General features: G+C 38.4%; 16 protein-coding genes and 1 pseudogene. All 17 read left to right on the forward strand.

Features of this window, described 5'->3' with window-relative positions:
- Positions 1–285: 285 nt before the first annotated feature.
- Positions 286–1,626 carry an exodeoxyribonuclease VII large subunit gene (gene xseA, locus ADH81_RS02470; protein WP_049526267.1) on the forward strand — a complete coding sequence of 447 codons (1,341 nt, stop codon included), beginning with the start codon at positions 286–288 and terminating at the stop codon, positions 1,624–1,626.
- A complete protein-coding gene (locus tag ADH81_RS02475; RefSeq protein WP_000043228.1) occupies positions 1,604–1,816 on the forward strand; it encodes an exodeoxyribonuclease VII small subunit in 213 nt (70 codons plus the stop codon). Before xseA ends, ADH81_RS02475 begins: the two co-directional genes overlap by 23 nt.
- Positions 1,813–2,688 carry a polyprenyl synthetase family protein gene (locus ADH81_RS02480; RefSeq protein WP_049526269.1) on the forward strand — a complete coding sequence of 292 codons (876 nt, stop codon included), beginning with the start codon at positions 1,813–1,815 and terminating at the stop codon, positions 2,686–2,688. The genes ADH81_RS02475 and ADH81_RS02480 overlap by 4 nt, the downstream gene beginning before the upstream one ends.
- Positions 2,681–3,496 carry a TlyA family RNA methyltransferase gene (locus tag ADH81_RS02485; RefSeq protein ID WP_049526271.1) on the forward strand — a complete coding sequence of 272 codons (816 nt, stop codon included), beginning with the start codon at positions 2,681–2,683 and terminating at the stop codon, positions 3,494–3,496. The genes ADH81_RS02480 and ADH81_RS02485 overlap by 8 nt, the downstream gene beginning before the upstream one ends.
- On the forward strand, positions 3,489–3,920 hold the full coding sequence (locus tag ADH81_RS02490; RefSeq protein ID WP_049526273.1) for an arginine repressor: 432 nt from the start codon (positions 3,489–3,491) through the stop codon (positions 3,918–3,920). The genes ADH81_RS02485 and ADH81_RS02490 overlap by 8 nt, the downstream gene beginning before the upstream one ends.
- 6 nt (positions 3,921–3,926) lie before the next feature.
- A complete protein-coding gene (gene recN / locus ADH81_RS02495) occupies positions 3,927–5,594 on the forward strand; it encodes a DNA repair protein RecN (RefSeq protein WP_049526274.1) in 1,668 nt (555 codons plus the stop codon).
- On the forward strand, positions 5,595–6,323 hold the full coding sequence (locus ADH81_RS02500) for a metallophosphoesterase family protein (RefSeq protein ID WP_049526276.1): 729 nt from the start codon (positions 5,595–5,597) through the stop codon (positions 6,321–6,323).
- Positions 6,324–6,401: 78 nt separating this feature from the next.
- Positions 6,402–8,225 carry a translation elongation factor 4 gene (lepA, locus tag ADH81_RS02505; RefSeq protein WP_049510208.1) on the forward strand — a complete coding sequence of 608 codons (1,824 nt, stop codon included), beginning with the start codon at positions 6,402–6,404 and terminating at the stop codon, positions 8,223–8,225.
- Between the two features lie 197 nt (positions 8,226–8,422).
- Positions 8,423–9,031, forward strand: a complete 609-nt coding sequence (locus ADH81_RS02510) for a hypothetical protein (RefSeq protein ID WP_049504634.1) — start codon at positions 8,423–8,425, stop codon at positions 9,029–9,031.
- Positions 9,032–9,231: 200 nt separating this feature from the next.
- On the forward strand, positions 9,232–9,708 hold the full coding sequence (locus ADH81_RS02515; protein ID WP_000521965.1) for a PTS sugar transporter subunit IIA: 477 nt from the start codon (positions 9,232–9,234) through the stop codon (positions 9,706–9,708).
- A 39-nt stretch (positions 9,709–9,747) separates the two neighbouring features.
- Positions 9,748–10,053, forward strand: a complete 306-nt coding sequence (locus ADH81_RS02520; protein WP_000590576.1) for a PTS sugar transporter subunit IIB — start codon at positions 9,748–9,750, stop codon at positions 10,051–10,053.
- Positions 10,054–10,097: 44 nt separating this feature from the next.
- Complete coding sequence (locus ADH81_RS02525; RefSeq protein ID WP_045763399.1) at positions 10,098–11,573, forward strand: PTS galactitol transporter subunit IIC; 1,476 nt, start codon at positions 10,098–10,100, stop codon at positions 11,571–11,573.
- A 102-nt stretch (positions 11,574–11,675) separates the two neighbouring features.
- Positions 11,676–12,569: an aldose 1-epimerase family protein gene (locus ADH81_RS10630; protein WP_075228560.1), complete on the forward strand. Its 894-nt coding sequence runs from the start codon at positions 11,676–11,678 to the stop codon at positions 12,567–12,569.
- A 257-nt stretch (positions 12,570–12,826) separates the two neighbouring features.
- Positions 12,827–13,252: a galactose-6-phosphate isomerase subunit LacA gene (gene lacA / locus ADH81_RS02535; RefSeq protein ID WP_000029280.1), complete on the forward strand. Its 426-nt coding sequence runs from the start codon at positions 12,827–12,829 to the stop codon at positions 13,250–13,252.
- A 30-nt stretch (positions 13,253–13,282) separates the two neighbouring features.
- Positions 13,283–13,798, forward strand: coding sequence for a galactose-6-phosphate isomerase subunit LacB (gene lacB, locus ADH81_RS02540; RefSeq protein ID WP_049526277.1), 516 nt, complete (start codon positions 13,283–13,285; stop codon positions 13,796–13,798).
- A 10-nt stretch (positions 13,799–13,808) separates the two neighbouring features.
- Entirely contained in the window at positions 13,809–14,738 is a 930-nt protein-coding gene (locus tag ADH81_RS02545; protein ID WP_049526280.1) for a tagatose-6-phosphate kinase, read from the forward strand.
- A 1-nt stretch (position 14,739) separates the two neighbouring features.
- Positions 14,740–14,907 (forward strand): annotated as a pseudogene (locus ADH81_RS10635) (tagatose-bisphosphate aldolase); the annotation flags it as partial.

Raw genomic sequence — 14,907 nt, forward strand, 5'->3', positions numbered from 1 at the left:
AAAAATAGGCTCCATAAGATCCATAGGGGATTTACCCACTACAAATATTATAGAGCCTTTTTTTGTTATGAGCTATACCTTTGTATTAAACTCTTTATTTATTGTATAATTGTTAGAATAGCTGTATATTGCATAAAGATTATTATATGAAAAACAAATAAACCACTTTATCATTGTTTTAGTTTTATACTTATTATTGAAAAGAATCCAAGTGAATCAAGATTTTTAAGCATATTTTTGGTATAATAATACCCAGGAAAAACTAGAGAAAAGAAGGAGGTAGAGATGGAAAAGTATTTATCGGTTACAACTTTGACCAAGTATTTAAAAATGAAATTCGATAAAGACCCCTACTTGGAACGGGTCTATTTAACTGGTCAAGTCTCTAACTTCCGCAAGCGTCCAACGCATCAGTATTTTTCTCTTAAGGATGATCGTGCAGTTATTCAGGCAACCATTTGGTCAGGTATTTATCAGAAACTAGGTTTTGATTTGGAAGAAGGGATGAAGATCAATGTGGTTGGTCGTGTCCAAGTCTATGAGCCAAGTGGAAGCTATTCGATTATTATTGAAAAAGCTGAACCTGATGGTGTTGGTGCCTTGGCTATCCAATTTGAACAGCTTAAGAAGAAACTGGCAGAAGAAGGTTTATTTCAAGAACGCTTTAAACAATCTTTACCACAATTTTCAAAAAAAATAGGTGTGGTGACCAGTCGAAGTGGTGCTGTTATCCAAGATATCATCACTACAGTCAGTAGACGCTTTCCAGGTGTTGAAATTATTTTATATCCTACCAAGGTTCAAGGTGAGGGTGCTGCAGAGGAAATTGCTCGTAATATTGCGAGAGCCAATGAACGAGCTGACTTAGATGTTCTGATTATTGGCCGTGGTGGTGGATCCATTGAAGATCTTTGGGCCTTTAATGAAGAGATTGTTGTAAGGGCTATTTTTGAATCTCGTTTACCGATTATTTCGAGTGTAGGTCATGAAACAGATGTCACCTTGGCTGATTTTGTTGCTGATAAGAGAGCGGCAACGCCGACAGCTGCTGCTGAACTCGCTACACCAGTAACTAAGTTAGATCTTTTGACCTATCTTCAGAATCAAGAAAAACGCATGACTACAGCGGTTAAGCATACCTTGTCAAAGAAACAAGAAGCTGTGAGAATCCTCAGTCAATCAGTTATCTTCAGACAACCAGAGCGTTTATATGACGGCTATCTACAACGCTTAGATCAGTTACAGCTGCGACTGAAGCAAGGACTGAATGCCGAATTGGTTCGTAATCAACAAAAGGTGCAAGAACAAGTCCACCGTTTGGAACAATTATCACCAATCATCAAAATCCAGCGTTATCAGGATCATATCCAGCAATTAAAGAAACTGCTGCGAAGCCAGATGGCTGTGACCTATGATGCAAAAGTAGCAGAAGTAAAACGCCTATCAGAAGCTCTCCTTATGCTAGATACTAGTCGAATTGTAGCCAGAGGTTATGCAATTGTCAAAAAAGGAGAAGTCGTAGTCGCTTCTGCGAAAGATCTGAAAGAAAATGACCAAGTATCACTGTTGATGCGGGACGGTCAAGTAGAATTAGAGGTTAAAGATGTCAAAACAAAAGAAATTTGAGGAAAATCTAGCAGAACTTGAAACGATTGTTCAAAGCTTAGAAAATGGTGAAATTGCTTTGGAAGATGCTATTTCTGCATTTCAAAAAGGAATGCTCTTATCCAAAGAATTGCAGGCAACACTTGATAAGGCTGAAAAGACCTTGGTCAAGGTGATGCAAGAAGATGGAACAGAAAGTGAACTGGTATGAACAAGCAGGAAAAACTAGCTTTGGTCGAGTCAGCTCTTGAAGACTTTTATGGCAACCAACAATTTGCGTCCAGTTTAAGAGAAGCTGTTCTTTATTCCATACATGCAGGTGGAAAAAGGATTCGTCCTTATTTACTTTTAGAAGTTTTGGAGTCTTTGCAGGTGCCAATCACTCAGGAACATGCTCAAGTTGCAGCAGCGCTTGAGATGATTCACACTGGAAGTTTGATTCATGATGATCTTCCTGCTATGGATAATGATGATTTTCGTCGGGGGCGTTTGACCAACCATAAGGTGTATGGTGAAGCTCTAGCTATTTTAGCAGGGGATGCGCTTTTTTTGGATCCCTATGCTTTAATTGCTCAAGCTGATTTGCCTAGTCAAACCAAGGTAGATTTAATATCTAATTTATCCCTTGCTTCTGGAAGTATGGGGATGGTAGCTGGACAAGTTTTAGATATGGAAGGCGAAGGAAAACACTTGAATTTAGAGGAACTTCAGACTATCCATGCTAATAAAACGGGTAAACTTTTAGCTTTTCCTTTCCAAGCGGCTGGAATCATTGCTGGATTGGATGAAAATCTTCAGAAACAGCTTAAAACAGTTGGCGAGTTGATTGGCCTGGCTTTCCAAGTGAGAGATGATGTCCTTGATGTTACAGCAAGTTTTGAGGAAATCGGCAAGACACCCCAGAAAGATTTGCAAGCTGAGAAGTCAACATATCCTGCATTGTTGGGATTAGATCAGGCGATAGCGTTTTGCAATCAAACTTTGGATCAAGCTACTGCGAAACTAGAAGATATTAGCCAAGTTGTGAGCTTTGACAAGGAACCAATTGTGACAATAGTAGAAAGTTTGAGAATCAATGGCTAAGGAAAGAGTAGATGTATTAGCTTACAAACAAGGCTTATTTGAAACAAGAGAACAAGCCAAACGTGGTGTTATGGCTGGTTTGGTAGTCGCTGTTTTAAATGGCGAACGATTTGATAAACCAGGAGAAAAAATTCCTGACGATACAGAGTTGAAACTCAAGGGCGAGAAACTTAAGTATGTTAGTCGTGGTGGCTTGAAACTTGAGAAGGCGCTAGATATTTTTGATCTATCAGTTGAGGGACAAACGACCATTGATATCGGAGCTTCAACTGGAGGTTTTACGGATGTCATGTTGCAAAATGGTGCTAAACTAGTTTTTGCAGTTGATGTTGGTACTAACCAACTGGCATGGAAATTACGTCAAGATCCTCGTGTTGTCAGTATGGAGCAGTTTAATTTCCGTTATGCTGAAAAGACCGACTTTAATCAGGAACCAAGTTTTGCCAGTATTGATGTTAGTTTTATTTCCCTAGGCCTCATTTTACCAGCTTTGCACCGAGTTTTAGCTGATCAAGGGCAGGTTGTTGCTCTAGTTAAGCCTCAATTTGAGGCTGGTCGAGAACAGATTGGTAAAAATGGAATTATCAGAGATGCCAAAGTTCACCAAAATGTTTTAGAATCAGTTACTAAAATGGCAGTTGATGAAGGATTTTCAGTCTTAGGATTGGACTATTCTCCTATTCAAGGTGGTCATGGGAATATCGAGTTTTTAGCCTATTTGCGAAAAGAAGATCACGCAATCAATCAGGTTACTTCTGAAATAGAAAAAATAGTGGAGAAAGCACATAGAGAATTTAAAGATGAATAAAAAAGAGAGACTTGAGAAGATTAGAAGATTTGTTACAGATTATCAAATCGGTACCCAGGAAGAAATCGTTGAACACTTGAGAGAAGCGGGTATCTCTGCTACTCAAGCAACAGTCTCCCGAGATATTAAAGAATTAGGTATTGTAAAAATTCCATTGAAGGACAATACTTACATCTATGAATTACCAAAATCAATCGTTAGAAGCTTGCAGTTGGCAGAAAACAATATTATTCATGCTGAACGCATGGGGCATATGATCAATTTGCAAGTTATTCCAGGGAATACTATTTTCGTCAAGAGTCAGTTGATGACTGTTTTTTCTGACCAAATTTTTAGCTGTATTGCTGATGATAATTCCATCTTGATGGTATTGAGAAGTGAAGAAACAGCCAAAGATATTTTTGAGCAAGTTAAAAATTGGTAGGATTATATGTTACTGGAAATTTCGATTAAAAATTTTGCTATCATCGAATCAATTTCTTTGAACTTTGAACAAGGGATGACTGTTTTAACTGGTGAAACGGGTGCGGGTAAATCAATCATTATTGACGCTATGAATATGATGTTAGGAGCTCGAGCTACAACAGAAGTCATTCGTCATGGGGCTCCAAAAGCAGAAATTGAAGGTCTTTTTTCAATTGAAAGTAATCGCGCGCTAGAAGAAATTTTTGATGAACAAGGATTAGAATTGAGTGATGAAATCATTATTCGTCGCGAAATTTTACAAAACGGCCGTAGCGTCAGTCGTGTCAATGGACAGATGGTTAATCTTTCAGTATTAAGGACAATTGGTCAACAGCTAGTTGATATTCATGGTCAACATGACCAAGAAGAATTAATGCGTCCTCATCGACATATCCAGATGTTGGATGAGTTTGGAGATACTTCTTTCTTTGAATTAAAAGAAGCCTATCAGATGAGCTTTGACAACTATCGTCGTATGCGCAAGCAAGTGCTTGACATCAAAAAAAATCAGCAAGAGCACAAGGCGCGAATTGAGATGTTGGAATTTCAGATGGCTGAGATTGAAGCGGCTAATTTGAAAGCTGGTGAAGATGTTACTCTCAATCAAGAAAGAGACAGACTACTGAACCATAAACATATCGCTGATACTTTGACTAATGCTTACAGTATGTTGGATAATGAAGAGTTTTCTAGTCTGGCAAATGTTCGTTCGGCCATGAATGATATGGAAAGTCTTGAAGAGTTTGATCCAGAGTATCGTGAGATTTCAGGAACACTTTCTGAATCCTATTATGTTCTAGAAGATATCACCAAGCGCTTGGAATCCATTATTGATGATTTAGATTTTGACGGTAATCGTCTGATGCAGGTTGAAAGCCGACTAGATTTGATTCACACCATTACCCGTAAGTATGGTGGTAGTGTAGATGATGTCCTAGAATACTTTGTCAAGATTACAGACGAATACAATCTTCTAACAGGAAATAATCTATCTTCTGAAGATATGGAAATCGAACTCAAGAAACTTGAAAAAAATCTTGTGGACCTAGCAGGTCAGGTTGCTCAAGCTCGCCATAAAATAGCACAGGACTTAGAAGCTGAAATCAAGCAAGAATTGCAAGACCTTTACATGGAGAAAGCACAATTTCAAGTTCGTTTTAGTCAAGGAAAATTCAGTCGTGAAGGTAATGAGAGTGTTGAATTTTACATTTCAACCAACCCTGGAGAAGATTTTAAACCATTAGTAAAAGTAGCTTCTGGTGGAGAGTTGTCTCGCTTAATGTTAGCTATCAAGTCCGCTTTTTCTCGTAAGGAAGGCAAGACCAGTATCGTCTTTGATGAGGTGGATACGGGAGTTTCAGGTCGTGTAGCTCAAGCCATCGCGCAAAAAATTCACAAAATTGGACAAAATGGACAAGTGTTGGCCATATCTCACCTTCCTCAAGTTATTGCTATCGCAGATTATCAGTTCTTTATTGAAAAGATTAGCAATGAACATTCAACGGTATCAACTGTTCGCTTGTTAACAGTTGAAGAAAGGATTGAAGAAGTCGCTAAGATGTTGGCTGGAGAGAATGTGACAGAAGCAGCATTGAATCAAGCGAGAGAATTATTACAAAGTAAGGAGAAATAAATGACAGACTATTATGTAATTGGTGATGTCCACGGAAAAGCTGGAATGTTAGAAGACTTACTTAAAACATGGGATGGCAAGACTCAATTACTCTTTCTTGGAGATTTGATTGATAGAGGAGAAGATAGCCGCCGTGTTCTTGAAATGGTCAAGGATTTGGTTGATAACAAGGGAGCTATCTGCTTATCTGGGAACCACGAGTATATGTTTTTAACTTGGTTGGATAATCCTGAAGAAAGCTATGACCACTATCGTCGTAATGGTGGGGATACAACCATTAATTCCATTTTAGGCCGTCCACTAGATGCACCAGTAGATGGAGTAGCAGATGCTAAACGAGTTGAGACAGAAGCAGCAGACTTAGTGGAGTTTATCCGTCAAATGCCTTTTGTCATTGAAACAGATAAGTATATCTTTGTACATGCTGGTATTGATTTGACTTTGGATGATTGGCACGATACTACTGACTATAAGAAGGTATGGCTCAGAAAACCATTTCACGAAGCAGCCAATCATACTGGAAAAACCATTGTCTTTGGACATACACCAGTCTATGGTTTGTTGGATCAAAAACCTGGTACATCTGAACTTTGGATTACAGAAGACGGTAAGATTGGAATGGATGGAGGAGCTGTTTACGGTGGTGTCCTTCACGGTATTGTCTTTACCGACCAAGGTATGACAGAACATTACTTCATTGAAAATGACGGCTTTGTTGCTGAAGATTAGTACTCCTAACAGGGTATGGTCTTGTCAAAATGTTAAAAACAATTTATAATTAATAGATACCCTGAAAGGAAGGGAATGATGAACTTAGAAGAATTGAAAAAACGACAGGAGAAGATTCGTAACTTCTCTATTATCGCCCATATTGACCATGGAAAGTCAACACTAGCAGACCGTATTTTGGAAAAGACAGAGACAGTTTCCAGTCGTGAAATGCAGGCCCAACTTCTTGATAGTATGGATTTAGAGCGTGAGCGTGGAATTACTATCAAGCTTAATGCTATCGAGCTTAATTATACGGCTAAAGATGGTGAGACTTATATCTTCCACTTGATTGACACACCGGGACACGTGGACTTTACCTATGAGGTTTCACGTTCCCTAGCTGCCTGTGAAGGTGCTATTTTGGTCGTTGATGCTGCCCAAGGGATTGAGGCTCAAACTCTGGCAAACGTCTATCTTGCTTTAGATAATGATTTGGAAATCCTCCCAGTTATCAATAAAATTGACCTACCAGCAGCAGATCCAGAGCGCGTGCGAACAGAAATTGAAGATGTCATTGGTCTAGACGCTAGCGAAGCAGTATTGGCTTCAGCCAAGGCGGGTATCGGTATCGAAGAAATTCTCGAGCAAATTGTCGAAAAAGTTCCAGCCCCAACTGGTGACGTGTCAGCACCATTGAAAGCCTTGATTTTCGACTCAGTATACGATGCCTATCGTGGAGTTATCCTCCAAGTTCGTGTCATGGATGGAGTAGTCAAACCTGGTGATAAGATTCAGCTCATGAGCAATGGTAAGACCTTCGATGTAACTGAAGTCGGAATTTTCACACCTAAAGCAGTAGGACGAGACTTCCTTGCGACAGGTGACGTTGGTTATATCGCGGCTTCAATCAAGACTGTTCAGGACACACGTGTCGGTGATACAGTAACCTTGGCGACAAATCCAGCGACTGAACCACTTTCAGGATACAAACAGATGAATCCGATGGTTTTCGCAGGTCTCTATCCAATCGAGTCAAATAAATACAACGACCTTCGTGAAGCTCTTGAAAAATTGCAACTGAATGATGCTAGCTTGCAGTTTGAACCAGAAACATCCCAGGCTCTTGGATTTGGTTTCCGTTGTGGTTTCCTTGGACTTCTTCATATGGATGTTATTCAGGAACGTTTGGAACGTGAGTTTAACATCGACCTTATTATGACTGCACCATCTGTTATCTACAAGGTTAATCAGACTGATGGTGAGTCTATGGATGTGTCTAACCCATCCGAGTTTCCTGATCCTACAAAGATTGCAACTATCGAAGAACCATATGTTAAGGCACAAATCATGGTACCGCAAGAATTCGTCGGAGCAGTAATGGAATTAGCTCAGCGCAAACGTGGTGACTTTGTGACCATGGATTATATCGATGACAATCGTGTTAATGTTATCTATCAAATCCCACTAGCTGAAATTGTCTTTGACTTCTTCGATAAACTAAAATCTTCGACACGCGGTTATGCAAGCTTTGATTACGAATTGTCAGAGTATCGTCCATCTAAGCTGGTGAAAATGGATATCCTTCTTAATGGTGATAAGGTGGATGCTCTTAGCTTTATCGTTCACAAGGACTTTGCCTACGAACGTGGGAAACTCATCGTTGATAAGCTCAAGAAAATCATTCCTCGTCAACAATTTGAAGTTCCGATCCAAGCAGCTATTGGGCACAAGATTGTCGCGCGTACAGATATTAAAGCTCTTCGTAAAAATGTGCTTGCTAAATGTTACGGTGGTGACGTTTCTCGTAAACGTAAACTCCTTGAAAAACAAAAAGCTGGTAAGAAACGCATGAAAGCCATCGGTTCAGTAGAAGTCCCACAAGAAGCCTTTCTCAGCGTATTGAGCATGGATGAAGAATAGTCGCTATGTGAGAATAGCATAGATTGTAATAAATCGATCAGTTGATTTAGATTGAAGAAAAGTCCATTTTGGACAATTTTCTTCAATCTTTTTCTTTCTTTTGAATCACTCAATTGATTTTGTAAAGTGTCAAAATACAGTAATTTTTTGACACTTTTCTCTTCATACTTTAAAATAGAAGTGAAAGGAGAGTTATCATGAAAAAAATAATAACTTTATCTACACTTTTACTTTGTAGTCTTAGTCTAATTGCTTGTAGCAATTCAGAGAAGACAAATGAAGTAAAGACAGAAGCCTCTTCTAGTGTTCAAGAAGTTTCAAGTCAAGAGCCTAGTTCATCGCAAAAGCAGACGGAAGAAACTCAAATAGTTGGATCTGATGATTATGGATATGTGAAAATTCCTAAATCATGGGTTCATTTCAAAGAAATTGAAGGTGGAGATGACATTCAGTATTGTGATGGGACGGATGTCAATATTGTAACTCTCAATACCTTTAAACCAGAGCAGTTTGGTATTAGTGAAAGTGAGTACGCTGCGCTTGAAACTGTTCAAATCTCAACTAGTATTTATGAATCTAAACAGAAAAGTCAAGACTTTTCCAAGGTATGGGGGTCAAAATCAACTATCGGTGGCTATGAGGCCTATGTAGTAAACTGTATTGCTAAAAATGGTAAATACTTAATTATCTGGGTATTTAAATCTGATGATGGTAAGTTTAGATATGTTTCTCTGGAAGGTGTTCCAGAGGTATTAAAAAATCTTCTTCCAATGGTGGAAGAAAGTTGGACCAATAAAAAGAGTTAACATCGTGAAAACAGGAGTACTTCCTGTTTTTTTGTTTTACTTATTAAGAAATTTATAAAAAATATGTTTGAAATCATTAAATGTTTAATTCGTAAACAAAAAAAATAAATATCAAACAAAATGCAACAAAAAAAGATTGACAACGGTTTCATATAGTGTTATACTTGTACCATAAAAGTTAAATATGAAGGGAGAAGGTCATGGGATTAGATCATTTCTTTGACAAAGACCTAGTCTTTTGCTTAGAAGCAGATAATCAAGAGCAACTTTTCGATCAAGTTGCAACCCTACTGGAAGAAAAGAAAGTTGTTACAGAGACCTATCGATCGGCCTTGATTGAACGTGAAAAATCGTTCCCAACTGGTTTGGATATGGAGTTTTTAGGGAAGGATTTGCCTAACGTAGCTATCCCTCATACTGATACAATTCATAATCTAACTGAAAATGTTGTCGTGGTTCGTCTGGAAAAACCAGTCACGTTCCACAATATGATTGCACCTGATAAGGAAGTAGAAGTATCATTACTCTTCTTTATCATCAACAATTCAAGTTCAAGTCAAACAAATATACTTGCACAGTTGATGGACTTCTTTACAGGCAATGGTCATCTTGAAGCGCTGTCTAAGATTACGGAACCTGAAGCTTTGTTCCAATACATCTCAGAAGCGACTGCTTAATTTGTTAATAATTTTTATATAAAAACGGAGGAAATCCAAATGATTAAAATTCTTGCTGCTTGTGGTGCAGGTGTTAACTCAAGCCACCAAATTAAAAGTGCTCTTGAAGAAGAACTTTCTAACCGTGGGTACGATGTTCAATGTGATGCTGTTATGGTAAAAGATGTCAATGAAGACTTGATTAAAGGTTATGATATCTTCACACCAATCGCTGCTACTGATTTAGGTTTTGAACCAGGTATTCCAGTCGTTGAAGCAGGACCAATCTTGTTCCGTATTCCAGCTATGAGCGCTCCAGTTTATGACAATATTGAAGCAGCTATCAAAGAACATGGTCTAAGTTAATTATTAATTTGTAAATATTCCATAAAAATAAAGGGAGGAAAATTATGGATATCATTATCGAACTAGCCAATAAGCTGTTCAAACCTATCTTGGAAATGGGTGGACCGATCATCATGCTGATCATTTTGACTTTATTGGCTCTACTTTTTGGAGTGAAATTCTCCAAAGCGCTTGAAGGTGGTATCAAACTTGCCATCGCTCTTACTGGTATCGGTGCTATCATCGGTATGTTAAATGGTGCTTTCTCAGCGTCTCTTGCAAAATTCGTTGAAAACACTGGTATTCAATTGAATATTACCGACGTTGGTTGGGCACCACTTGCTACAATCACTTGGGGTTCAGCTTGGACACTTTACTTCTTGCTTGTGATGTTGATCGTCAACATTGTAATGCTTGCAATGAAGAAAACTGATACACTTGACGTCGATATCTTTGATATCTGGCACTTGTCTATCACAGGTCTTTTGATCAAATGGTACGCTGACAACAATGGAGTTAGCCAAGGAGTTTCACTCTTCATCGCGACTGCAGCAGTTGTTCTTGTTGGGGTTCTTAAAATCATCAACTCTGACTTGATGAAACCAACATTTGATGACCTTCTTAACGCACCAAGTTCATCACCAATGACTTCAACTCACATGAACTACATGATGAACCCAGTTATCATGGTTTTGGATAAGATTTTTGATAAACTCTTCCCAGGTCTTGATAAATACGACTTTGACGCTGCTAAATTGAATAAACGAATCGGTTTCTGGGGATCTAAATTCTTCATCGGTTTCATCCTTGGTATCGTTATCGGTTTGATGGGAACTCCACATCCAGTTCCTGGTGTTGAAGGTGCTGATAAATGGGAACTTGTTATTAAAGGTTGGTTGTCACTTGGTTTGACTGCCGGTGTCTGCTTGGAGCTCTTCTCATTGATCGGTTCATGGTTCATCGCAGCCGTAGAACCACTTTCACAAGGTATTACAAACGTTGCTACTAAACGTCTTCAAGGACGTAAATTCAATATCGGTCTTGACTGGCCATTTATCGCTGGTCGTGCTGAAATCTGGGCTTGTGCTAACGTACTTGCACCAATCATGTTGGTTGAAGCAGTGCTTCTTTCAAATGTCGGAAATGGTATCTTGCCACTTGCTGGTATCATTGCAATGGGTGTAACTCCAGCTCTCTTGGTAGTTACTCGTGGTAAATTGCTTCGTATGATTATCTTCGGAACACTCTTGTTGCCACTCTTCCTTCTTTCAGGTACACTTATCGCACCATTTGCAACAGAACTTGCTAAAGGTGTAGGTGCCTTCCCAGAAGGTGTAAGCCAAACTCAATTGATTACTCACTCAACTCTTGAAGGACCAATCGAAAAACTATTTGGTTGGGCAATTGGTAACGCTACAACTGGTGATATCAAAGCTATCCTTGGCGCATTAGTATTCCTAGTATTCTACGTTGGTATCTTTGCATGGTACAGAAAACAAATGATCAAACGTAATGAAGAATACGCAGCAAACGCAAAATAATTCGCTCCTAAAAATGTAAATTGTAAAAACTAGGTTGTCAGTTTCCAAATCTGGAGTCGACAGCCTAGTTTTTTAGGCCTTAAATAAATGGAGGTAATTCTAATGATTGAATTAAAAACAGAACAGTTAAGTGTACAGTTTCAAACTTTTGGTGGTGCACTTTCTTCGATAAAAGACAAAGATGGTATTGAGTATTTGTGGCAAGGTGATCCAACTTACTGGAGTGGACAAGCACCTGTTCTATTTCCAATTTGTGGATCCGTTAGAAATGATACTGTCTTGTATGATCAAGAAGATGATAGTCAAGTAAAAGGTAAAATTCCACGTCATGGTTTGGTTCGAAAAAAAGAATTTGAATTAGTAGAACAAACAGAGAATTCTGTCACCTTTGCTATCGAAGATGACCAAGACATGTATGAGAATTATCCCTATCATTTTCGACTAGAAATAACTTATACTGTTACTGGAAAGACTATTCGAACACAGTATCAAGTTACCAATAAGGAAACAGATAAGAAAATGCCATATTTTATTGGTGGACATCCAGGCTTTAACTGTCCTTTATTTGATGATGAAGCTTATGAAGACTACTATCTTGAATTTGAAAAGCCAGAAACTTGTACAGTTCCCAAACCATTCCCAGAAACAGGGATGTTAGATTTTCAAGATAGAAGTAGCTGGTTAAAAGAGCAAAAAGAATTGGATCTAAACTATGATTTCTTTAGCTATGATGCTGTGACGTTAGATGAATTAACCTCGCGCTCTGTTTCCTTACGGTCACGTAAGCATGATAAGGGATTAAAACTGGACTTTGAAGAGTTTCCAAACCTCATCGTTTGGTCAACGCTTAATAAAGGTCCTTTCCTTGCTCTGGAACCTTGGTCAGGTTTGTCAACTTCACTCGAAGAGGGCGATCATCTAGAAGATAAGAAAAATGTTCGAATCTTAAATCCAGGTCAAAGTGATCAAATTGGTTTTGATATAGAAATTTTCTAAAAAATAAACAAAAACAAACATAAACTGTTGACTTTTTTAAACAATAGTAGTATATTATGTTTAGAAAGAACAATTTGTGTTTGTTTTAACAAGTTATTCTTCCAATTTCTCAAAGGAGAAGTTACAAAGAATGATTAGATAAATCATTCTTAAACTAAAATAGTCAACAAAAACTACTAGTAACTACTTGGTGATGGTCATTTTCTTTCCAGAACCAAAAAATTTTTACTGGTCTATATAAAAAAGGAGTATACAATATGTCTATTGTTATTGGTGCAGATGCTGCAGGTTTGAGATTGAAAGAAGTCGTTAAAGATTTCTTGGAAAAAGAAAACTTCCACGTTGTGGATGTTACAGCTGAAGGTCAAGACTTCGTTGATGTAACTCTTGCAGTTGCTGAAGAAGTTAAAAAAGAAGAACAAAACCTTGGTATTGTCATTGATGCTTATGGTGCAGGTCCATTTATGGTTGCAACTAAAATCAAAGGAATGGTTGCTGCAGAAGTATCTGACGAACGTTCAGCTTATATGACTCGTGGTCACAACAACTCACGTATGATTACTATGGGTGCTCAACTTGTTGGTGACGAATTGGCTAAGAACATCGCTAAAGGCTTTGTAAATGGTAAGTATGACGGCGGTCGTCACCAAATCCGTGTCGACATGTTGAACAAAATGTGCTAATTTTTATATTGAAAGAAAGGTAAGATAAAAATGAGAATTGCAATTGGATGTGACCACATCGTAACAAATGAAAAAATGGCGGTTTCAGAATTTTTGAAATCAAAAGGACATGAAGTCATCGACTTTGGTACTTATGACCACGCTCGTACACACTACCCAATCTTTGGTAAAAAAGTTGGTGAAGCAGTAGTTAGTGGCCAAGCTGATCTTGGTGTATGTATCTGTGGTACTGGTGTAGGTATCAATAACGCTGTTAACAAGGTTCCAGGTGTTCGTTCTGCTTTGGTTCGCGATATGACAACAGCTTTATATGCAAAAGAACAATTGAATGCCAACGTAATCGGATTTGGTGGTAAAATCACTGGTGAATTGCTCATGTGTGATATCATTGATGCTTTCATCAACGCTGAATACAAACCATCTGAAGAAAACAAAAAATTGATCGCTAAAATTCAACACGTTGAAACTCATAACGACCATCAAACTGATGCCAACTTCTTTACAGAGTTCCTTGAAAAATGGGATCGTGGTGAATACCACGACTAAGAGGTGACTTATGATTTTAACAGTCACAATGAACCCATCCATTGATATTTCCTATCCTTTGGATGAATTAAAAATTGACACTGTCAACCGTGTTGTAGATGTTACGAAAACGGCTGGTGGTAAAGGTCTTAATGTTACTCGGGTCCTATCAGAATTTGGTGACTCCGTAGTCGCAACAGGACTTGTCGGTGGTAAACTTGGTGATTTTTTAGTAGAAAATATTGATGATAAAGTAAGCAAACGTTTCTTCTCTATTCAAGGTGAAACTCGTAACTGTATCGCAATTCTACATGGAGAAAACCAAACAGAAATCCTAGAAAAAGGTCCTGAAGTTCAAGAAAAAGAAGGTCAAGATTTCTTGGCTCATTTCAAAGAACTTTTAGAGACTGTAGAGGTAGTGGCCATTTCAGGTAGTCTACCAGCAGGACTACCAGTGGATTATTATGCTAGTCTGGTTGAACTTGCTAACCAAGCTGGTAAACCTGTTGTCTTGGACTGTTCAGGAGCTTCACTTCAGGCGGTTCTTGAATCTCCACATAAGCCAACAGTTATCAAACCAAATAATGAAGAATTGTCTCAACTTTTAGGAAGAGAAATTTCTAAAGATTTGGATGAATTAAAAGAGGTTCTTGAAGAGCCCCTATTTGAAGGAATTGAGTGGATCATCGTTTCCTTAGGTGCTAATGGTGCCTTTGCTAAGCACGGGGACACTTTCTATAAAGTAGATATTCCAAGAATCCAAGTTGTAAACCCAGTTGGATCTGGTGATTCTACAGTAGCAGGTATTGCTTCAGGATTGTTCCATAAAGAATCTGATCAAGAATTACTGACTAAGGCGAATGTCCTTGGTATGCTAAATGCTCAAGAAAAAATGACTGGTCATGTCAATATGGCAAACTATCAAGGCCTATATGACCAACTAGTAGTGAAAGAGGTATAAAATGGTTTTAACAGAAAATAAACGCGCTTGTATGCAAAAACTCTCTGATGAAAATGGTATCATCTCAGCTCTTGCTTTTGACCAACGTGGTGCTTTGAAACGCCTCATGGCTCAATACCAAACAGAAGAGCCAACAGTAGCTCAAATGGAAGAACTTAAAGTCTTGGTA

It is taken from the genome of Streptococcus pseudopneumoniae (assembly GCF_001072925.1).
In the GTDB taxonomy this organism is placed as follows: domain Bacteria; phylum Bacillota; class Bacilli; order Lactobacillales; family Streptococcaceae; genus Streptococcus; species Streptococcus pseudopneumoniae_Q.

What these genes read in the sequence shown, in the direction of transcription:
- xseA (WP_049526267.1), top strand. Translation starts at nt 286, where the DNA reads ATGGAAAAGTATTTATCGGTTACAACTTTGACCAAGTATTTAAAAATG.
- ADH81_RS02475 (WP_000043228.1), top strand. Translation starts at nt 1,604, where the DNA reads ATGTCAAAACAAAAGAAATTTGAGGAAAATCTAGCAGAACTTGAAACG.
- ADH81_RS02480 (WP_049526269.1), top strand. Translation starts at nt 1,813, where the DNA reads ATGAACAAGCAGGAAAAACTAGCTTTGGTCGAGTCAGCTCTTGAAGAC.
- ADH81_RS02485 (WP_049526271.1), top strand. Translation starts at nt 2,681, where the DNA reads ATGGCTAAGGAAAGAGTAGATGTATTAGCTTACAAACAAGGCTTATTT.
- ADH81_RS02490 (WP_049526273.1), top strand. Translation starts at nt 3,489, where the DNA reads ATGAATAAAAAAGAGAGACTTGAGAAGATTAGAAGATTTGTTACAGAT.
- recN (WP_049526274.1), top strand. Translation starts at nt 3,927, where the DNA reads ATGTTACTGGAAATTTCGATTAAAAATTTTGCTATCATCGAATCAATT.
- ADH81_RS02500 (WP_049526276.1), top strand. Translation starts at nt 5,595, where the DNA reads ATGACAGACTATTATGTAATTGGTGATGTCCACGGAAAAGCTGGAATG.
- lepA (WP_049510208.1), top strand. Translation starts at nt 6,402, where the DNA reads ATGAACTTAGAAGAATTGAAAAAACGACAGGAGAAGATTCGTAACTTC.
- ADH81_RS02510 (WP_049504634.1), top strand. Translation starts at nt 8,423, where the DNA reads ATGAAAAAAATAATAACTTTATCTACACTTTTACTTTGTAGTCTTAGT.
- ADH81_RS02515 (WP_000521965.1), top strand. Translation starts at nt 9,232, where the DNA reads ATGGGATTAGATCATTTCTTTGACAAAGACCTAGTCTTTTGCTTAGAA.
- ADH81_RS02520 (WP_000590576.1), top strand. Translation starts at nt 9,748, where the DNA reads ATGATTAAAATTCTTGCTGCTTGTGGTGCAGGTGTTAACTCAAGCCAC.
- ADH81_RS02525 (WP_045763399.1), top strand. Translation starts at nt 10,098, where the DNA reads ATGGATATCATTATCGAACTAGCCAATAAGCTGTTCAAACCTATCTTG.
- ADH81_RS10630 (WP_075228560.1), top strand. Translation starts at nt 11,676, where the DNA reads ATGATTGAATTAAAAACAGAACAGTTAAGTGTACAGTTTCAAACTTTT.
- lacA (WP_000029280.1), top strand. Translation starts at nt 12,827, where the DNA reads ATGTCTATTGTTATTGGTGCAGATGCTGCAGGTTTGAGATTGAAAGAA.
- lacB (WP_049526277.1), top strand. Translation starts at nt 13,283, where the DNA reads ATGAGAATTGCAATTGGATGTGACCACATCGTAACAAATGAAAAAATG.
- ADH81_RS02545 (WP_049526280.1), top strand. Translation starts at nt 13,809, where the DNA reads ATGATTTTAACAGTCACAATGAACCCATCCATTGATATTTCCTATCCT.